19 protein-coding genes are annotated in these 18,007 nt (G+C 73.4%); 6 read left to right on the forward strand and 13 right to left on the reverse strand.

Annotated elements, in window-relative coordinates:
• The first annotated feature begins 6 nt into the window (after window positions 1-6).
• On the forward strand, window positions 7-414 hold the full coding sequence (locus tag ACQUFX_RS23165) for a pyridoxamine 5'-phosphate oxidase family protein (protein ID WP_428962413.1): 408 nt from the start codon (window positions 7-9) through the stop codon (window positions 412-414).
• Between the two features lie 97 nt (window positions 415-511).
• On the opposite strand, the gene ACQUFX_RS23170 is transcribed toward ACQUFX_RS23165, so the two are convergent.
• Both ACQUFX_RS23170 and ACQUFX_RS23175 read right to left on the reverse strand, forming a co-directional pair.
• The gene (locus ACQUFX_RS23170; RefSeq protein ID WP_067364395.1) at window positions 512-742 is read right to left on the reverse strand and encodes a ferredoxin; all 231 of its coding nucleotides are present in this window, start codon (window positions 740-742) and stop codon (window positions 512-514) included.
• A gap of 14 nt (window positions 743-756) precedes the next feature.
• Window positions 757-1,965 carry a cytochrome P450 gene (locus ACQUFX_RS23175; protein WP_428962414.1) on the reverse strand — a complete coding sequence of 403 codons (1,209 nt, stop codon included), beginning with the start codon at window positions 1,963-1,965 and terminating at the stop codon, window positions 757-759.
• 247 nt (window positions 1,966-2,212) lie between these two features.
• Between ACQUFX_RS23175 and ACQUFX_RS23180 the strand changes: the two genes are divergently transcribed.
• Complete coding sequence (locus tag ACQUFX_RS23180; RefSeq protein WP_428962415.1) at window positions 2,213-3,421, forward strand: AI-2E family transporter; 1,209 nt, start codon at window positions 2,213-2,215, stop codon at window positions 3,419-3,421.
• Here ACQUFX_RS23180 and ACQUFX_RS23185 read toward each other — a convergent pair.
• Complete coding sequence (locus tag ACQUFX_RS23185) at window positions 3,409-4,062, reverse strand: dienelactone hydrolase family protein (protein WP_428962416.1); 654 nt, start codon at window positions 4,060-4,062, stop codon at window positions 3,409-3,411. The two genes, ACQUFX_RS23180 and ACQUFX_RS23185, sit on opposite strands and share 13 nt — an antisense overlap.
• Before the next feature lie 135 nt (window positions 4,063-4,197).
• Between ACQUFX_RS23185 and ACQUFX_RS23190 the strand changes: the two genes are divergently transcribed.
• From ACQUFX_RS23190 to ACQUFX_RS23200, 3 genes are all read left to right on the forward strand, one after another.
• The gene (locus ACQUFX_RS23190; protein WP_428962417.1) at window positions 4,198-4,596 is read left to right on the forward strand and encodes a MerR family transcriptional regulator; all 399 of its coding nucleotides are present in this window, start codon (window positions 4,198-4,200) and stop codon (window positions 4,594-4,596) included.
• Window positions 4,560-4,913, forward strand: coding sequence for a thioredoxin (trxA, locus tag ACQUFX_RS23195; protein ID WP_428962418.1), 354 nt, complete (start codon window positions 4,560-4,562; stop codon window positions 4,911-4,913). The genes ACQUFX_RS23190 and trxA overlap by 37 nt, the downstream gene beginning before the upstream one ends.
• Before the next feature lie 89 nt (window positions 4,914-5,002).
• The gene (locus ACQUFX_RS23200; protein ID WP_428962419.1) at window positions 5,003-5,176 is read left to right on the forward strand and encodes a hypothetical protein; all 174 of its coding nucleotides are present in this window, start codon (window positions 5,003-5,005) and stop codon (window positions 5,174-5,176) included.
• 63 nt (window positions 5,177-5,239) lie between these two features.
• On the opposite strand, the gene ACQUFX_RS23205 is transcribed toward ACQUFX_RS23200, so the two are convergent.
• From ACQUFX_RS23205 to ACQUFX_RS23245, 9 genes are all read right to left on the reverse strand, one after another.
• Entirely contained in the window at window positions 5,240-7,612 is a 2,373-nt protein-coding gene (locus tag ACQUFX_RS23205; protein WP_428962420.1) for a glycoside hydrolase family 65 protein, read from the reverse strand.
• A complete protein-coding gene (locus ACQUFX_RS23210; RefSeq protein ID WP_428962421.1) occupies window positions 7,609-8,385 on the reverse strand; it encodes a beta-phosphoglucomutase family hydrolase in 777 nt (258 codons plus the stop codon). Before ACQUFX_RS23210 ends, ACQUFX_RS23205 begins: the two co-directional genes overlap by 4 nt.
• Window positions 8,386-8,536: 151 nt before the next feature.
• Entirely contained in the window at window positions 8,537-9,313 is a 777-nt protein-coding gene (locus ACQUFX_RS23215) for a GntR family transcriptional regulator (RefSeq protein WP_428967045.1), read from the reverse strand.
• 2 nt (window positions 9,314-9,315) lie between these two features.
• The gene (locus tag ACQUFX_RS23220; protein ID WP_428967046.1) at window positions 9,316-9,444 is read right to left on the reverse strand and encodes a hypothetical protein; all 129 of its coding nucleotides are present in this window, start codon (window positions 9,442-9,444) and stop codon (window positions 9,316-9,318) included.
• Between the two features lie 72 nt (window positions 9,445-9,516).
• Window positions 9,517-10,875 carry an ABC transporter ATP-binding protein gene (locus ACQUFX_RS23225; RefSeq protein ID WP_428962422.1) on the reverse strand — a complete coding sequence of 453 codons (1,359 nt, stop codon included), beginning with the start codon at window positions 10,873-10,875 and terminating at the stop codon, window positions 9,517-9,519.
• A gap of 57 nt (window positions 10,876-10,932) precedes the next feature.
• Window positions 10,933-13,140 carry a bifunctional glycosyltransferase/CDP-glycerol:glycerophosphate glycerophosphotransferase gene (locus ACQUFX_RS23230; protein WP_428962423.1) on the reverse strand — a complete coding sequence of 736 codons (2,208 nt, stop codon included), beginning with the start codon at window positions 13,138-13,140 and terminating at the stop codon, window positions 10,933-10,935.
• Between the two features lie 17 nt (window positions 13,141-13,157).
• Window positions 13,158-15,137: a DUF5941 domain-containing protein gene (locus tag ACQUFX_RS23235; RefSeq protein ID WP_428962424.1), complete on the reverse strand. Its 1,980-nt coding sequence runs from the start codon at window positions 15,135-15,137 to the stop codon at window positions 13,158-13,160.
• Complete coding sequence (locus ACQUFX_RS23240; RefSeq protein WP_428962425.1) at window positions 15,134-15,877, reverse strand: ABC transporter ATP-binding protein; 744 nt, start codon at window positions 15,875-15,877, stop codon at window positions 15,134-15,136. The genes ACQUFX_RS23235 and ACQUFX_RS23240 overlap by 4 nt, the downstream gene beginning before the upstream one ends.
• Window positions 15,877-16,704 carry an ABC transporter permease gene (locus ACQUFX_RS23245; protein ID WP_428962426.1) on the reverse strand — a complete coding sequence of 276 codons (828 nt, stop codon included), beginning with the start codon at window positions 16,702-16,704 and terminating at the stop codon, window positions 15,877-15,879. The genes ACQUFX_RS23240 and ACQUFX_RS23245 overlap by 1 nt, the downstream gene beginning before the upstream one ends.
• 242 nt (window positions 16,705-16,946) lie before the next feature.
• Here ACQUFX_RS23245 and ACQUFX_RS23250 point away from each other — a divergent pair, with 242 nt between their 5' ends.
• On the forward strand, window positions 16,947-17,156 hold the full coding sequence (locus ACQUFX_RS23250; RefSeq protein WP_067364365.1) for a PspC domain-containing protein: 210 nt from the start codon (window positions 16,947-16,949) through the stop codon (window positions 17,154-17,156).
• 99 nt (window positions 17,157-17,255) lie between these two features.
• On the opposite strand, the gene ACQUFX_RS23255 is transcribed toward ACQUFX_RS23250, so the two are convergent.
• Complete coding sequence (locus tag ACQUFX_RS23255; RefSeq protein ID WP_428962427.1) at window positions 17,256-17,996, reverse strand: DUF4230 domain-containing protein; 741 nt, start codon at window positions 17,994-17,996, stop codon at window positions 17,256-17,258.
• Window positions 17,997-18,007: the final 11 nt, after the last annotated feature.

An 18,007-nucleotide genomic window follows, 5' to 3' on the forward strand; every position in this document is an offset into this window, starting at 1 on the left:
CGGGTCATGCCACGACGGGTCGACCACCGCCTGGAACCACACGACGACCGGGTCACCCGGTTCTGCCAGGAACGGCACCTGGCCACCCTGACCACACCGCGCCCGGACGGCACCCCGCACGTCGTGCCGGTCGGGGTCACCTACGACGCCGACGCCGGCCTGGCCCGGGTGATCACCTCACGGAGTTCCCGCAAGGCCCGGCACGTGGCCGCGACGCCCGACGCCCCGGTGGCCGTCTGCCACGTCGACGGGCGACGCTGGCTGACCATCGAGGGCCGCGCGGTGGTCCGCGCCGAGCCGGACGCGGTGGCCGAGGCCGAGCGCCGGTACACCGAGCGGTACGGGACGCCACGGCCGAACCCGGAGCGGGTGGTCATCGAGATCACCGTCACCCGGCTCCTCGGCAACCTGTAGGTGTAAGGAAGGGCCCCCTGTTAACGCATTCGGTATAGCAGGGGCCCCTTCCACACCACTGTGCCCGAACGGCCGCTGGGCCTGACGGCGCGCCGGCTCAGGGCTCGGGTGCCACCTGGACCCCGGTGACCACGTCGAACACCGTGATCGCCTCCATCGGGCAGGAGTCGGCCGCGTCCCGTACCGCCTCGTCCGGCTGGATCCGTTCGGCCAGCGGCTGGGACAGGCCGTCATCCAGCGCGAAGTGGGACGGCGCGGTGCTCGCGCAGATCCCGGCACCGATGCACAGGCTCCCGTCGACCCGTACCCGCCACCCGTTCTCCCCCATTCGGTACACCCCTCCTACCAGGACACCGGCAACGCGGTCAGCCCGCGTACCAGTAGGCCGGACTTCCAGGTCAACTCCGACTCCGGGACCGCCAACCGCAGCCCCGGGGCCCGCTCCAGCAACGTCTCCAGCACCACCTGAAGCTCCATCCGGGCGAGCTGCGCGCCGACGCAGTGGTGCGCCCCGTGCCCGAACCCCAGGTGCGGGTTGACCGCCCGGGTCAGGTCGAGGGTGTCCGGGTCGGTGAAGACGGTCTCGTCCCGGTTGGCCGAGGCGATCGAGACGAGCACCGGCTCACCGGCCCGCACCAGCACCCCGCCCAGCTCCACGTCCTCCAGGGCGTACCGGGCGAAGCCGGCGGTCGCGCCCAGCGGCACGTACCGCATCAGCTCCTCCACCGCGCTCGGCACCAGGCCCGGCTCGGCACGCAGCCGCGCCCACCCCTGCTCGGCGGTGAGCAGCACGTACACGAAGTTGGGGATCTGGGTCACGGTGGTCTCGTGGCCGGCGGCGAGCAGCCCTCCGGCGAGCTGGACCATCTCGTCCTCGGTGAGCCGGTCGGCGTCGGCGTCCCGGGCCTGCGCCATCGCGGTGAGCAGGTCGTCGGCCGGCTCCCGCCGACGCTGCTCGATCAGGCCGGTCATGTACCCGAAGAGGTTGTCCAGGTACCGCTGGACCTGCTCGCCGCTGAGCGAGGTGGTCGAGACGATCGCCTCCGACCAGGTGTGGAACTTGTCCTGGTCGGTCACGGGGACGCCGAGCAGGTCGCAGATCACCCGGATCGGCAGCGGGGTGGCGACGTGCGCCACCAGGTCCGCCGGGGGGCCGGCGGCGAGCATCCCGTCGACGAGTTCGTGCGCGGTCGCCCGGGTGCGGGTGCGGAGCTGCTCGACCCGGCGGGCGGTGAACGCCTTGGCGACCAGTCGGCGCAGCCGGGTGTGCTCCGGCGGGTCCATGCCGAGGATGCCGTTGTCCTGTCGCCGTTCGGTGTTGCGCGGCTCGTCGCGGCCGGCGGCTGCGGCCCGGCTGAACCGGGCGTCGCCGAGCACCGTCCGCACGTCGGCGTGCCGGGTGGCCAGCCAGACCGGCTCGCCGTACGGCAGGCGGACCCGGACCAGCGGCTCCTCCCGGCGCAGCCGGGCGTAGCGGGGGTCGAGGTCGAGGCGCTCGGGGGGACTGAAGGGGTAGCTGGGCGGGGTCGCCACGTGGGATGCACCGGTCAACGAGGACTCCCTGTCGTCTCCGGCACCGCGCGACGGTGGCGCCGGTCCGTCGTCATGACTCGACGGCGAGTCATGCCCCGACTGCGCATGGTAGCGACCCGCGTCGATCCTGACCAGGCCCCCGCCCCGTTCCGCGACCGCACGGTCACCGAACGGAAACCTCCGACGGGTGCCCGCACCGGGCCGACCGGGTGTCGGACCGGCACGGGCCGGGTAACCACCCGCCCGGACATCGAGGAGGTTCGGCGTGACGCAGGACGACTCTCCCGGCCGTACGCCCGAGCCGGTGGCGCACGGGGCGGGGCCCCGGCAGACCTGGGCGGCCCTGCCCTGGCTGGTCCGTACGGCGGTGGTGTGGAGCGCGTGCCTGGTGGTCGTGGCGGCCGGGCTCTACCTGGTGGGGAAGATCGCGGTCCTGCTGGCCCCGCTGGCGATCGCGCTGGCCGCCACCGTCTTCCTCACCGCCCTGCTCGACCCGGTGCTGTTGCTGCTGCGCCGGCTGCTGCTGCCGGCCGCGCTGGCCGCCCTGCTCACGGTGCTGTTCCTGCTCGGCATCCTGGTCGGCGTCGGCGCGCTGGTCTGGAACCTGACCGCGAACCAGTTCGGCGAGCTGAGCCGGGAACTGGGGCAGGGCCTGCAACGGTCCCGGGACTTCGTGACCTCCACCCTGCCGGTCACCGACGAGCAACTGGACCGGCTGATCGAGCAGGGCAGCCAGGCGTTCGGCCAGGGCACGGTGGACCCGCTCGCCGGGGCGCGGACCGTCGGCGAGGTGCTCGGCGCCGCGCTGCTCGCCCTGGTGCTGCTCTTCTTCCTGCTCAAGGACGGGCGGTCGATGTGGCAGTGGGTGCTGCGCCGCACGACCGGCCCGAACCGGGAGGTCGCCGCCGAGGCGGGCCGGACGGGCTGGCGGACGCTGGGCGCGTACAGCCGGGGCACGATGATGATCGCCGCGATCGACGCCGTCGGCATCGGGCTGGCCCTGGTGCTGCTCGGGGTGCCGCTGGCCCTCCCGCTGGCGCTGATCACGTTCTTCGGCGCGTTCGTCCCGATCATCGGGGCCACCGTGGCCGGGGCCGTCGCGGTCCTCGTCGCCCTCGCCGCCAACGGACCGACCAGCGCACTGCTCGCCCTGGGCGCGGTCATCCTGGTCCAGCAGACCGAGGGGAACCTGCTGGAGCCGCTGATCATGAAGCGCCAGGTCCGGCTGCACCCGGCGGTGATCCTGGTGGTGGTCACCGGCGGCACCCTGCTCGGCGGGATCGCCGGGGCGTTCGTCTCGGTGCCGATCGCGGCGGTGACCTACCGGGTCGTCGACACCGTGCAGCGCCACCGGGCGGAGGCCGCCCGCGCCGGGTCGGGCCGGTCCGAGGAGAGCCGCCCCCAGCCGGGCGGGTCCGAGGGCAGCCGCCCCCAGCCGGGCGGGTCCGAGGGTGGCCGCGCTCAGCCGAGCTGACCGGCGAACCAGTCGGCCGCGTGGTCGGCGACCTGCTCCAGGGTGCCGGGCTCCTCGAACAGGTGGGTCGCGCCGGGGACCACCCGCAGCTCACCCACCCCCTCGGGGAGCAGCGCCAGCGCCTCCTCGTTGAGCGTCCGCACCTGCTCGTCCAAGCCCCCGACCAGCAGCAACGTCCGGGCCCGCACCTGGGACAGGGCGGGGCCGGCCAGGTCCGGCCGGCCACCCCGGGAGACCACGGCGGCCACCCGGTCGGACCGGTTCGCCGCGGCGACCAGCGCGGCGGCGGCACCGGTACTGGCTCCGAAGAGCCCCACCCGGAGCCGGGCGAGGGTCGGTTCGGTCCGCATCCAGTCCACGATCGCGGTCAACCGGTCGCCGAGCAGACCGATGTCGAACCGCAGCTCGGCGGTGCGCTCGTCCACCCGCTCCTCCTCGGGGGTGAGCAGGTCGACCAGGACGGTGCCGAGCGACCGCCCGTTGAGCACCCGGGCGACGGCCGTGTTGCGCGGGCTGTGCCGGGAGCTGCCGCTGCCGTGCGCGAACAACACCACGCCGGTGGCATCGGCGGGTACCACCAGGTCGGCCGGCAGGCCGGCACCAGCCACCGGGATCGTCACCGCGCTGCTGAGCGTGTCCATCCGCGTCCTCCCGACCGCCGGTCCCGAGCCCGGCTGTGGCTGGGGCTTACCCGCCCGGAGCGCCGGATTCACCCGTTGCCTTGACGCCGACGACAAGGTCTAGCGTGGCGAACAGGCACTGTTGAGGGGGATCGGATGCGGATCGGCGAACTGGCTGAACGCGCCGGTACGAGCACCCGCGCGCTGCGTTACTACGAGGCGCACGGGCTGGTCCGGGCGGAGCGGGGTGCCAACGGCTACCGCCGGTACGACGAGGCGGAGCTGCGGGTGGTCCGCGAGATCCGGGCCCTGCTGGCCGTGGGGTTCGGCCTCGACGACATCCGTCCGTTCGTGGCCTGCCTGCGCGCGGGCAACGCGTCCGGGGACGTCTGTCCCGATTCGGTGGCCGTGCTGCGGCGCAAGCTCGCCGAGGTGGACGCGTACCTCGACCGGCTCGGCACGGTCCGGCGGCAGTTGCAGACCCAGCTCACCGAGGCGATCGCACACCGGGAGGAACAATGTCCGCACCGCCGACCCCAGCCCTGCCCGCGGTAACCGACGACACCTTCGCCACAGCCGTGCTGGCTGGCGACCGACCGGTGGTGGTCGACTTCTGGGCGCAGTGGTGCCCGCCCTGCCACGCGATCTCCCGCAGCCTCGCCGAACTCGCCGAGGAGTTCGCCGGCCGGCTGCGGGTGGTCACCCTGAACACCGACGAGAACCCGGACAGCACCCGGGCCTACCGGGTGCTGTCCCTGCCGACCCTGCTGGTCTTCGACCGGGGCGAGGTGGTCGGTTCGATCGTCGGCTCCCGCCCGAAGCAGCACCTGCGGTCAGCGCTGAGCCGCCACCTCCCGCCCGTGGTCGGGTAGCCGGCGGGCGGGCCGGTTTGCCCGGCAGCCGGACGGGTAGCCGGCAGGCGTCCAGGGAGCGCAGCGAGCAGAGCGCGGGGGATCTTTCGATGGCGAAGCAGCAGGGTAAGTCCAGGAAGCAGGACGACCGCAACCAGCGCGAGCCGGCCGAGAAGCCCGACCGGGACTGGGCGGACGAGGCCGCGCAGGCGCGGACCGCCGACGATCCCCGGGCGGTGGCGCCCCACGACGCCGCCGGCCGCCCCTCCATCGGCAAACCCTGACCCAGCGGTTAAGAAGGGGCCCCTGCTCTACCGGATGCGTTAACAGGGGGCCCTTCCTTACACCTACATGGGCGTCGGGGGCGGGTGCAGCAGCGGCGCCCGGCCGGCGGGCTGCTCCGGGACCGGCGCGATCGGCTCGGCCGGCGGGTTGGGCAGGGTGGTCGGCTCATCGCAGGTGACCGTCACGGTCCGGCCGTGGTGCCGCAGCTCCAGCACGGAATCCGGGCTGCCGGCCCGCAGCGCGTACGAGGTCTGGTGCGGGCGGACGTCCACCCGCAGCCGCAGGTGCCGCCACTGGAGGGAGAACTCCAACCGGGTCAGCCGGCTGGGCAGCCGGGGCGCGAAGGAGAGCGTCCCGTCGTGGTCACGCAGCCCACCGAAGCCGGCGACCAGGGCGATCCAGGCGCCGGCCAGGGACGCCATGTGCACCCCGTCGCGGGTGTTCTCGTTGAGGTCGTGCAGGTCCATCAGGGCCGCCTCGCGCAGGTAGCTGTGGGCCAGCTCTGGGTGGCCCACCTCGGCGGCGAGGACCGCCTGGGTGCAGGCGGAAAGGGACGAGTCCCGCACGGTACGGCGCTCGTAGTAGGCGAAGTTGCGCATCTTCTCCGGCCCGGTGAACGCGTCCCCGCGCCAGTGCATCGCCAGCACCAGGTCCGCCTGCTTCACCACCTGCTTGCGGTACAGGTCGAAGTACGGGTAGTGCAGCAGCAGCGGGTACTTCTCCGCCGGGGTGTGCTCGAAGTCCCACTCCTGCAACCGGGTGAAGCCCTCGACCTGCTCGTGCACCGCCGTCTCGTCGTCGTACGGGATGGTCATGGCCTGCGCGGCGTCCCGCCAGGCGGCGGCCTCCTCCTCGGTCACCCCGAGGTCGAGCGCCTCGTCGCGCAGCCGCATCGCCACCTCGGCGGCGGTGAGCAGGTTCCGCTGCGCCATCAGGTTGGTGTAGACGTTGTCGTTCTTCACCGCCGTGTACTCGTCGGGGCCGGTGACCCCGTCGACGTGGAACCCGCCGTGCCGGTCGTGGTGGCCCAGCGACAGCCACAGCCGGGCGGTCTCCACCAGCAGCTCCAGCCCGATCTCCCGCTCCAGCTCGGTGTCCCCGGTGGCCAGCACGTACCGGCGCAGCGCGTCGGCGACGTCGGCGGCGATGTGGAAGGCCGCCGTCCCCGCCGGCCAGTACGCCGACGACTCGGGCCCCTCGATGGTGCGCCAGGGGAAGGCCGCCCCGTGCAGGTTCAGCGTCCGGGCCCGGTCCCGGGCCTGTTCCAGGGTGGAGTGCCGCCAGAACAGGGCGTCCCGGACCGCGTGCGGCTGGGTGTAGGTGAGCACCGGCAGCACGAACATCTCGGTGTCCCAGAAGGCGTGCCCGTCGTACCCGGGCCCGGTCAGGCCCTTGGCGGCGATCGGCCGGCGCTCGGCCCGCGCGCCGGCCTGGAGCACGTGGAACATGCCGAAGCGGACCGCCTGCTGCACCTCCGGGTCGCCCTCGACCACCACGTCGGCGGCGTCCCAGAACTCGTCGAGGTACTCCCGCTGGGCCTGGCGCAGGCCGTCCCAACCGTCGAGCCGGGCCGCCGCGAGGGCCGCGCCGACCTGGTCGCGCAGCGCCGGCAGCGACCGCCGGCTGGACCAGCCGTAGGTCAGGTACTTCACCACCCGCAGCTTCTGGCCGGGGGCGAGCACGCAGCCGACCGTGGTCCGGACCCAGTCCTCGTACCCCTCGCTGTCGACGGTGGTGCGCTCCGGGCCGTCCACCTCGTGGGCCATGGCCGCGGCCACCCGCAGGCCGGAGACCTTGGTGCGGTGGATCAGCAGGCCACCGTCGGCGGTGGTCAGCTCCTCCTCGGCCTGCAGGGGCGATTCGAGTACGGCCGCCACCCGGGGGTCGCGGCTCTGCGCCGGCAACGTCTCGTTGGCCACCAGTTCGGACTGGAGGATCAGCCGCAGCGGGCTGTCCACCGCCTCCACCTCGTAGCTGATCGCGGCGACCGAGCGCTGGGTGAACGAGACCAGCCGGGTGCTGCGCACCTTCACCTCCCGGCCGGCCGGGGAGCGCCAGTGCAGCCGCCGGTGCAGGGTGCCGGCGCGCAGGTCGAGGATCCGCTCGTGGTCGATGAGTTCGCCGTACCGCACGTCGAGCGGTTCATCGTCGACGAGCAGCCGGATCAGCTTGCCGTTGGTGACGTTGACGATGGTCTGCCCGGACTCGGGGAACCCGAACCCCGCCTCGGCGTACGGCAGCGGGCGCAGTTCGTAGAAGGAGTTGAGGTAGGTGCCGGGCAGGCCGTGCGGCTCCCCCTCGTCCAGGTTGCCGCGCAGCCCGACGTGCCCGTTGGAGAGCGCGAAGACCGACTCGGACTGGGCGAGCACGTCCATGTCCAGCCGGACCTCCCGGACGTGCCACGGCTCGACCGGATACGCCCGTTCGCGGATCACGCGCTGGTCCCCCCGTCCACCGGGGCCGCGACCTCGCCGCCCAGCAGGTCCGCGAGGTCGTCGACGACGACGTCCGCGCCGTGCGCCCGCAGTTCGTCGGCCTGGCCGGCCCGGTCCACCCCGATGACGTACCCGAACCCGCCGGCCCGCCCGGCGGCCACCCCGGCCTGCGCGTCCTCGAAGACGGCGGCGTGGGCCGGCGCCACCCCGAGCAGTTCGGCGGCGCGCAGGAAGGTGTCCGGGTGGGGTTTGCCGCGCAGCCCCTCGGCCCGCGCGACGAGGCCGTCCACCCGTACCTCCAGCAGCGGGGCCAGGCCGGCGGCGGTGACCACCTCCCGGCAGTTGGCGCTGGCCGAGACGACCGCCCGGCGCAGCCCGGCGGCGGCCACCTGCTCCAGGTACGTCACCGAGCCCGGGTAGACGTCGACCCCGTCGCTGCGCAGCCGGTCGAGCAGCACGACGTTCTTGTGGTTGCCGACGCCGTGCACGGTCGCCGCGTCCGGCGGGTCGTCCGGCTCCCCCTCGGGCAGCACGATCCCCCGGGAGGCGAGGAAGGCGCGCACCCCGTCGGCGCGCGGCCGGCCGTCGACGTACCGGTGGTAGTCCGGGCCGGGGTCGAACGGCCGGAACGGCTCGCCGGTGGCCTCCGCGCGGGCGCGCAGCACCCCGTCGAAGGTCTGCTTCCAGGCCGCGTTGTGCACCCGGGCGGTCTGCGTCAGCACACCGTCGAGATCGAAGAGACAGGCGGTCACGTGAGCGGGTAGACCCAGCACGTCTCGACACTATCCATCCGGATCACCCCCCAAACACCGATGGTGCAAGGAAGGGCCCCCTATTAACGCTTACGGTATAGAAGGGCACCCCTCTCACACCCCGCACGGCAGGACCTGCCGCGTGGGCTCCCGGAGGAGCCACCGGGGAGGGCTACCCGGGGGTCGGGTGCACGAGGTGGTGGTACTGCACCTCGTACATGTGTCCGGCCTTCACCATCACGGTCGCCTCGATCGGGCGGCGGCCGTCGGCGTAGACGACCCGGAACGTCCGCATGATCGAGATGTCCGGCGGTAGCTCCAGGGTGGTGAACTCCTCGGGGGTCGGCGGGCGCGTCGAGAGCTGGTCGACGAACTCGTGGGGCGTGATCCCCAGGTCGGTGAGGGCGCGCGGCGTGCCGCCCTTGATGCGCCGCGTCTCGGCGAGCGCGGTCCCGCGCGCGATGTCGGCCGGATAGTAGGAGTGCACCAGCTCGGCGGGTTCGTCGTCGAGTCGCATGAGCTGCTTGCGCAGCACCGCCACCTCGCCGTCGCCGAGGCCGAACGCGAGTCGGACCTGGGCGGGTGGGACCACCTCGGCGACGTGCAGCAGGTCGACCGATCCGGTGAGCCCGCGCCGTTCGGCCTCACTGAGCCAGGGGTACGGCTGCCCGGCCGGCGCAGGGGTGATGAAGGCGGCTGGTGTGACGACGTGCTGCGGTCGTTCCCGGACGAACACGCCCTTGCCCGGCGCGCTGTCGGCGTAGCCCTCACGCTTGAGGACGGCGACGGCGTTCTGCACGGTCTGGTTGGGGACGCCGTACTCCTGCTGTAACTGCGCGGTGCTCGGCAGCCTGCTGCCCGGCGGCAGGTCCTTGGAAAGGATCATCGCCCGCAGGTCGGCGGCGATCTGCTGGTGACGGGAACGCGGGTCCTTGCCGGGTCGGGGCATGGTCACGCCCCGGTCTGGTACCGGAGGTGCCGGCCGGCGGCGATCATGGTCATGACGCTGTACTCGAACGGGGTGCCGGCCGCGTCGAACGTGAGCCGGGTGAGCACGATCACCGGGTCCCGCTCGGAGATGCGGAGTTCATGTCCCCGCTCGACGACACCACCCGGGCCGTACCCGACCGTCGGCGGCGGCGGTGACGGTGGTCACCGCCAGCCGACGTCGATCCGGTCGCCGCGCTCGTCGAAGAAGTGCACCGCGTCCATCCGTACCGAGACGGCCAGCGGGTGCCCGCCGGCCACCGCCGGGTACGGGGCCAGCCGGACCGCCAGTTCGGCCGGGCGGCGGTGGTGCCGGCCGGGGTCGCTGAGCACGCTGCCCCGGGCCCCGTCACCGGCGGCGGGGACCGTCGCCGTACCGACCGACCGCCCCGCGAGCCGCTGCACGACCTGCCCGAACCGGCGCAGTCCCCGCTCGCCGGGCAGGCCGGTGGCGACCGGACCGGCCATCTCGTCCACCACGATCGCGGTGGCCCCGATGTCGAGGTACGCCAGCGACTCGTGCCCGTGGTGCTCCAGGTAGCGGATGCGGCCCCGGAGCACCTCGCCGGGGGCGTCCGGGGCGACCGGGGTCAGCGCCTCGGCGCGCATTCCGACCACGATCCGCTCCCCGTGGTAGTGCGCGACGGTCCGGCTGCGGATGTCCGACCAGGGCAGGTACAGCGACTGCTCACCGAGCTTGAGCTGGACGTACCGGTCCAGGTGCACGTAGACGGAGGCCTCCAGCAGGTTCATCCGGGGGCTGCCGAGGAAGGCCGCGACGTAGAGGGTGGCCGGTCGGCCGTACACCTGGGTGGGGGTGCCGACGTCCTGGAGGACGCCGCGCCGCATGATCGCCACCCGGTCGGCCATGGTCAGCGCCTCGGCCTGGTCGTGCGTGACGTAGATGGTGGTGACGCCCAACTGCCGGGTGAGCGCGGAGATCTCGGCGCGCAGTTCGGCGCGGAGCCCGCTGTCCAGATTGGACAACGGCTCGTCCATCAGGAACAGGCCGGGCCGGCGGACGATCGCCCGGCCCATCGCCACCCGCTGCCGCTGGCCGCCGGAGAGCTGGCTCGGCCTGCGGCCCAGCACGTCACCGATGCCCAGCGCGCTGGCCACGTCGGCGACCCGCTCGTCGCGGGGGTTCGGCTCGATCCCGGCCAGCCGCAACGGGAAGGCGATGTTCTCCGCCACGGTCATGTGCGGGTAGAGCGCGAAGTCCTGGAAGACCATGGCGACCCGCCGCTCACCGGGCGGCAGGTCGTTGGCCAGTTCCCCGTCGAGCAGGACCGCGCCCGAGGTCGGTTCCTCCAGGCCGGCGACCATCCGGAGCACGGTGGACTTCCCGCACCCCGACGGGCCGAGCAGCACCATGAACTCGCCGTCGGTCACGTCGAGATTGACGTTGTCGACCGCGCGTGCTCCGCCCGGGAACACCTTGGTGACGTCCTTCAGCGCGACGGTGGTCACCGTCTCCTCCCAAAGCTGCTCGCCCGATTCGGAAATGACTGTGACCAGGATCATCCGTTCCGCACATCGGGTAAACGTGCCATGTTGGGCTCGTGACAGCTTTATTACCTGTTACCGACCGGTACCAGGGTGCGGCCGCTCGCCGAGGAAGACCCGGCGCACCACCCGCTCGGCCGCGTGCCCGTCGTCGAGGGCGCAGAACCGGGCCCGGAACCGGCGTCGCGCCGCCTCCGCCGCCGGTGACCGCACCGCCCCCGACCGGAACAGGTCGAGCAGCCCGGCGAAGTCCGTCGCCACCGCCCCCGGCGGCTCGGCGGTGACGTCGACGTAGACCCCCCGGGTCAGGCGGTACGCCGCCCAGTCCGGCGCGTAGACCACGATCGGACGGTCCAGCACGGCGTAGTCGAACATCGCCGACGAGTAGTCGGTGACCAGCACGTCGGCGGCCAGGTACACCTCCTCCACCCGGTCGTGGTCGGTGACGTCGAGCACCCGGCCGGACCCCGTCTCCACCTCCGACGCCCGGTCACCCGGCTCCCGGTCGTGGAAGTAGTGGCTGCGCAGCAGCACCCGGGCCCCGGGCCCGAGCACGTCGAGCAGCGCCGCCGGGCGGAACGGCGGGCGGTACCCGGGCAGGTGCTCCCGGTGCGTCGGGGCGTAGAGCACCACCGGCTCGTCCCCGGTCACCCCGAACCGCGCCCGGAGCCGGCGTACCTCCTCGGCGGTCGCGGTGACCAGCCGGTCGTTGCGCGGGTACCCGTACTCCAGGGTGGTGTACCCGGCCGGGTACGCCCGCTCCCACTGCTGGGTGGAGAAGCTGTTCGCGGTGACGCTGTAGTCCCAGCGGTCCACCCGGCGCAGCAGGGCGGCGAAGTCCATCCCGGGCGCCCCGAGCGGGTACCGCTGCTGGTCCAGCCCCATCACCTTGACCGGGGTGCCGTGGTGGGTCTGCACGTGCACCGAGCCGGGGCGCTTGCGCACGGCGTCGGGGAAGTTGACGTTGTTGACCAGCCAGCGGGCCCGCGCCAGCACCCGGTGGTACGCACGGCTGCCCGCCACCACGTACTCGACCCCGGCGGGCAGGGTGTGCACCCGGTCCCGCCGGACGATCCACACCCCCCGGACCTGCGGCGCGAGCCGGCGGGCCGCCTCGTACACGGCCGCCGGGTTGCAGGCGTACCCCCGGTACCAGTAGGCGGCGTAGACGGCCAGCGCCGGGTCGAGCGGCCGGCGCAGTTCGGCCCGGTAGTAGGCGTACCCGGCGGCGTCCCGGGCGGTACGGGCCAGCGGGACGGCCCGCCGGCCCGCCGCGCGCACCCCCCGGCCGGCGGTGTCCCGGACCCGCCCGGCCACCCGCAGGGCGGTGAAGGTCCGCCAGTGGCCGCCGGCCACCAGCCGCTGCTTGAGCCCCGGCACCCCGGGCGGCACCGGGTAGCCGGCCGGTGGCCGCCAGCGCCGCATCGCGGCGGTGATCCGGGCGAAGAAGACCGGGCGCAGGTGCGGGTCGATCCGCTCCCCGTTGCCGAGCACGGTCAGGCAGTGCCAGACCATCCGCTCGTAGACCGCCGGCCACAGGTCGTCCAGGGCGGGTCGCCGCGCGACCAGCCACCGGAACACCCGGTCCCACTGGTCGAAGACCTCGACGTGCCGCTCGTCGCGGGTCCGGGTGATCGCCCCGGCCCGCCGCTGGCGGTAGTTGACGCAGACCCGGTCCAGCGCCGCGATCCGCCCGGCGGCCAGCAGGGTCGGGTACGTGAACGACACGTCCTCGTACCAGCCGGGGGCGAAGCGCAGCCCCTGGTCGAGCAGGAGGTCCCGGCGCAGCACCCGGTTCCAGGCGACGTGCAGCAGCCGCAGCACCTCCGGCCGGTCCCGCAGGGCGAAGGTGCCCGTCCCCACCCCGCCGGGCAGCACCCGGGCCCACGCGCTGGGGCTGGCGGAGTCGTCCCAGTGCCGCCGGACGTGGTCGACCAGCAGCACGTCCGGGGTGCCGGCGCGCAGCCGGGCCGCCACCGCCGGTAGGCACTCCGGTGCCAGCCAGTCGTCGGAGTCGAGGAACCAGACGTACTCCCCGCCGGCCCGGTCCAGCCCGGCGTTGCGGGCCGGGCCGAGACCGACGTTCTCGGGCAGCCGGAGCACCCGGACCCGGGGGTCGCGCTCGGCGTACCCGGCGAGGATCTCCCCACCGGCGTCGGGCGAGCAGTCGTCGACCCCGATCACCTCGAGGTCGGTGAACGGCTGGTCGAGGATCGAGTCCAGGCACTCGCGCAGGTACGCCTGCACCCGGTAGGCCGGCACGACGAAACTGATCAGGGTCATCGGCCGGCCCCCTCACCTCAGCCGGGCGGGCGGCTCCCCACGGCCAGCGGACCGGCCGCCGGCCGGGTGGCGTGGGCCGGCCGGACCACCCAGGCCAGGACCACACTCGCGAAGAAGCCCACCAGAAGGTACACACCGAGTGTAGCCAGGCCAATGCTGGCAATTCCGGCTATCGCCGCCACCGTCAGCAGCGCAGAGCGCCCCTCCCAGCCCAGCGTCCCCCCGTGCAGCGGGGGCGCGGCCTGCCGCTTCTCCAACCGGGCGACCAGGTCGTAGTGGTGCAGGGTCAGCACGAAGACGTACCCGAAGACCAGCCAGGCGGGCGCACCGGCGACCACCCCGACCGCGATCGCGAACAGGTACTCCCCGGCCCGCAACGCCGCCGGCACCAGCCAGTCCAGCGGGCCGTTGTGCGCCGCCCCCGCGCCCAGCCCGGCGAGCAGCAGCACCAGCAGCACGGCCGGCACCACCCAGCGCAACCCGGCCGACCCGGTGACCAGCGCGGCCACCAGCAGCCCGGCCGACCCGAGCGCCCCGAGCACCGCCAGGGTCAGCGGCCCCACCGGGCGCAGCACCGGCAGCCGGGCCGCCAGCGGACCGTCGTCGCGGTGCAGCGTCGCGTCGACGGTGTCCAGCACCGGCACCCACATCCAGCGGGCCCGCAGGGTCCGCAGCGCGCCCGTGTAGGCGAACGCCAGCGTCCCCCAGACCAGCACGGCCAGCAGCGCCACCCGGGGGCTGAACAGCGCGGTGGCGAGCGCGATCAACGCCCACCGCTCGCCGATCGGGAAGACCACCGTCCGCTTCAACCAGTACGACACCGAGCCCGTGTCCGCCTGCACCCGGGTCGACGCGGCGTTCAGCTTGTCGCCGATCCCGCCCCCACCGCCGCCGACCGTCTTGGGCCGGCGGGCCGCCTCGTCGTGCAGCACCCCGTACCAGGCGTCGGTCATGTGCCGGACGGTCTGCAGGGTCATCGCGGCGATGGCCAGCGCCCAGCCGTACTCGACGCCGGCCGCCGTGGCGCCGTACCCGAGCCCGGCGTAGACCAGGTACTCCTTGGCGCGGTCGGCCATGGTGTCCAGCCAGCCGCCCCAGGCGCTGAAGTGCCGGGTGTAGCGGGCCAACTGCCCGTCCACGCAGTCCAGCACGAACCCGAGGTAGAGCAGCACCCCGCCGAGGACCAGCGCGGGGCGGTCCCCGGTGGCGAAGAGCAGCGCGGCGGCCGCCGCGAAGGCCACCGAGATCATGGTGACCGTGGTCGGGCCCAGCCCGAGCCGGGCACACGCCTTCGTCACGTACGGCGACCAGGTGCTGACGAAGTACGTGGTGAAGAAGTCGTCCTTCTCCTTCACCGACAGCCGCAGCTCGGCCCGGTCCTCGTCGACCGCCGCCACGGCGGCGTTGGCGGCGGCCAGCCCGGCGGCGTCGTCGACCCGGTGCGCGACGAGCAGGCGTACCCGGTGGGCGAAGGTCAGGGTGCCGAGCGCGGTGAGGCCGGCGAAGAGCCGGTCCACCGCGGGCCCGGCCGCCGGGCCGACCCCGGCGAGCCCGGTCGCGGCGGCACGGGCGGCGGCGGCCAGCGTCGGCAGGTCCCCGGCACCCACCCGGACCGCGCCACCGAAGATCCCGGTGGCCGCGCCGTCGAGCTGCGTCGGCGGCCCGGCGTCGACCACCTGGCCGCGCTCCTCCCGCACCGCCGTCCGGCCGGAGCCGGGCGGGTCGGTGAGGACCAGCGCCACGGTCGGCCCGACCGGACTGGTGGCCAGGTGCCGCAGGACGGCGGTGTGCGCGACCAGGTCGGCGCCGCTGACGATCACCGGCCCCCTCGCGTCGTCCACCAGGGCGGCCAGTTCCCCCAGGTCGGCGGCGAAGCGCACGTCGCGCGCCCCGGCGGCACGCCACTGCGTCGCCAGCCGGTCGGCGAGCCGCTGACCCGAGTCCGTGGGCAGGCCCGCCGCGGGCGCACCGGCGGCGAGCACGATCGCGAGGGTCACCGGGCAACCGCGTCGTGGTACGCGGCCAGCGCCTCGGCCACCGTGCCGTCCACGGTGAGCCGGCCGGCGTCGAGGTAGAGCCCTCGACGGCAGAACCGGGTCAGGTCCTTTTCGTTGTGTGACACCAGCACCAGTGTGCGTCCCTCCCCGAGAAGTCGGTCGATCGTCGCATAGCACCGCTGGCGGAACTCCGCGTCCCCGACCGCGGTCACCTCGTCCATCAACAGGATCGGATGCGGCAGGTGGGAGATGATGGCGAACCCGAGGCGGACCTTCATCCCCGACGAGTAGTGCCGTACCGCCGTGTCGATGGCCCGTTCCACCTGCTCACCGGCGAACGACACGATCTCGTCGAAGTGCCGCCGCAGGTAGCCGGTGGAGAGCCCGTGCAGCCCGCCGACCAGGTACAGGTTCTCCCGGCCGGTCAGGTCGTTGGAGAAGCCGGCGGAGAGTTCCAGCAGCGGGGCGACGTCCGCGCGGACCCGGATCCGCCCCTCGTCGGGGATCAGCACCCCGGCGATCAGCCGCAGCAGGGTGCTCTTGCCGGTGCCGTTGCGCCCGATCACCCCGACCGTGTCCCCGGGCGCGACCTGGAACGACACGTCCCGCAGCGGCCAGAACCGGCCGGTGCCCGCGCCCGCGTTCCGGCGGATGAGCAGGTCGCGCAGCCGCAGTTGCCGGCGACGGTTGCGGACGAACTGGATGCCGAGGTGCTCCGCCTCGATGATCGGCCCGCTCATCACAGTTCCTTGAGCACCGCGGGTTCGAGCCGGCGGAACGCCCACCAGCCGGCGACCAGCACCAGCAGGCTCACCGCCACCGTGGTCGCCAGCAGCCGGGCCGGGGGGAACTCGTCGGGGTACCAGACCGCGTGGTGCAGTTGGAAGATCCCCACCAGCGGGTTCAGCTCGTACCCGGTCTTGAGCCAGCCGGGCAGGTCGGAGTCGCGGACCAGGGCCAGCGGGTAGATGATCGGGGTGGCGTAGAAGAGCACCCGGATCACCAGCCGCATGAACCGCTCGATGTCGCGCATCAGCACGTTGAACGCCGACAGCAGCAGCGCCAGCCCGATCAGCAGGGTGGCCTGGACCAGCACCGCCAGCGGCAGCGCGAGCAGCGACCAGCCCGGGTCGATCTTGCCCTGGGCGGCGTAGAAGGCGGCGATCGCGGCCAGGATCGGCAGGCCGGCGGCGTACTCGGCGAACCGGCCGGTGACCCGGCCGATCGGGAACGCCTGCCGGGGCACGTTCATCGTGGTGATCAACCGCGCCTGGCCGGTCAGCGCGTTGGTCGCCTCGCTCAGCGCCGAACTGGTCCACATCCAGGCGAAGATCCCGGTGATCAGGAACAACGGGTACGAGTCGGCCGCCTCGCCGAGGTGCCGGCCGGTGTCCCGGGAGTAGAGCACGCCGAAGACGAACCAGTAGATCGCGCCCATGCCGAGCGGCTCGATCAGCGACCAGAAGTAGCCGAGGAGGGACTGCTGGTACTTCACCGCGAGGTCCCGCTTGACCAGGATGCGCAGCGCGTTGCGGTGCGACCACAACGCCCCGACGCCAGACGTCACCGTCGCCTCCTCGTTGACCGCGACACAGGCTAGCAGCAGGCCCGGGGGCCGAGCCGGGGCTTCGCCGAGATGCGGCGCGGGCGGGAGCCGGCCCGATGCGGCCGGGAGTCGGCCGGGCACGGCCGGGGTAAGCACCTACGGGTACCGGGGTGACGGCTCCACCCTGCGGCCGAGGGCGCGGCGGTGGCCCGTTCCTACCGTGGAACCAGAGGCGGCGTGACGCCGCAGAGTGGGAGACGACGATGAGTCGCAAACTGGTCCGGCCCCGGGAGGGGCGCATGTTCGCCGGTGTCTGCGCCGGCCTGGCCCAGCGGTTCGGCATGTCGGCCGGGATGGTCCGGCTGCTGTTCCTGCTGTCCCTGCTCCTGCCCGGCACCCAGGTGATCATCTATCTGGTGCTCTGGGTGCTGATGCCGAACGAGGACCGCTACGCCATGCGCGCCGGGTACTGACCGCCGGGCCGCCCCGGCCTGAAACCACCCGGTGTGCCCCCGTGACCCGAGCGCCCGCCCCGTCGTCGGGGCGGGCGCCGCCTGTCGGGCCGTCGCCGGTCAGGGCGCGGTGTACGTGATGGTCACCGTCTGGTAGCCGAGCGAGCGGAGCAGCCCTTCCAGCATCTTGCGGGTGTTCTCCTCGGCGCGGGCGCCGAGACCGCTGTCCCGGGCGGCGGCGGTGATCCGCTCCTCGGCCATCCGGTACACCTGCTGCTGCCGGTTGGGGTCGCCCTCGATCAGGTCACCGATCCGGTTGAGCAGCCCCCGCTCCTGGGCGACGACGTAGCTCTTCTCCATGTCGAGGTTGGTCTTGCCGAGCTGCGGGGCGGGCAGCTTGATCTCCACCGACGTGTTGTCCGCCGAGGTGACCACCGCCCCCTCACCGATCCGCCCGAAGTCGACGTACGCCTCGACGCTGCCGCTGCCCACGAAGAGGGTGCGCTCGTTGAGCAGGAAGTCCGGCACGTTGCGCCGGTCGTTCTGCAGGTCGACGACGACCTGGAAGTTGCCCTCGGCGGCCACGTACCGGCTGAGGTCCTGGATCGACTTGAGCAGCGGCGGCTGGGTGCGGTCGGTCTGCTCCTGCGCGAACGGGTTGCGGAAGTTCGGCAGGATGCCCGTGGTCTGCACGCCGAGCAGCACCACCACCGCCACCGCGGCGGCACCGAGCACCGCGAGCAGGCCACGCACCGGCCCGCGCGAGCCACCGGACGGGGCCGGTGGCGGACCGTCGTACCGGGCACCGGAGCCGGGCTCCGGGAACGTGCTGGTGGGCTCGTCGACACTGTCTCGTGGCATGCCCCTCACCG

The organism is Micromonospora fluostatini (genome assembly GCF_050410825.1).
Lineage (GTDB): Bacteria > Actinomycetota > Actinomycetes > Mycobacteriales > Micromonosporaceae > Micromonospora > Micromonospora rosaria.

Coding starts and splice junctions, on each gene's coding strand:
- ACQUFX_RS23165 (WP_428962413.1), top strand. CDS start 7: ATGCCACGACGGGTCGACCACCGCCTGGAACCACACGACGACCGGGTC.
- trxA (WP_428962418.1), top strand. CDS start 4,560: ATGTCCGCACCGCCGACCCCAGCCCTGCCCGCGGTAACCGACGACACC.
- ACQUFX_RS23225 (WP_428962422.1), bottom strand. CDS start 10,875: ATGATCCTGGTCACAGTCATTTCCGAATCGGGCGAGCAGCTTTGGGAG.
- ACQUFX_RS23170 (WP_067364395.1), bottom strand. CDS start 742: ATGGGGGAGAACGGGTGGCGGGTACGGGTCGACGGGAGCCTGTGCATC.
- ACQUFX_RS23185 (WP_428962416.1), bottom strand. CDS start 4,062: ATGGACACGCTCAGCAGCGCGGTGACGATCCCGGTGGCTGGTGCCGGC.
- ACQUFX_RS23240 (WP_428962425.1), bottom strand. CDS start 15,877: ATGAGCGGGCCGATCATCGAGGCGGAGCACCTCGGCATCCAGTTCGTC.
- ACQUFX_RS23250 (WP_067364365.1), top strand. CDS start 16,947: ATGAGTCGCAAACTGGTCCGGCCCCGGGAGGGGCGCATGTTCGCCGGT.
- ACQUFX_RS23190 (WP_428962417.1), top strand. CDS start 4,198: ATGCGGATCGGCGAACTGGCTGAACGCGCCGGTACGAGCACCCGCGCG.
- ACQUFX_RS23200 (WP_428962419.1), top strand. CDS start 5,003: ATGGCGAAGCAGCAGGGTAAGTCCAGGAAGCAGGACGACCGCAACCAG.
- ACQUFX_RS23255 (WP_428962427.1), bottom strand. CDS start 17,996: ATGCCACGAGACAGTGTCGACGAGCCCACCAGCACGTTCCCGGAGCCC.
- ACQUFX_RS23230 (WP_428962423.1), bottom strand. CDS start 13,140: ATGACCCTGATCAGTTTCGTCGTGCCGGCCTACCGGGTGCAGGCGTAC.
- ACQUFX_RS23215 (WP_428967045.1), bottom strand. CDS start 9,313: ATGCCCCGACCCGGCAAGGACCCGCGTTCCCGTCACCAGCAGATCGCC.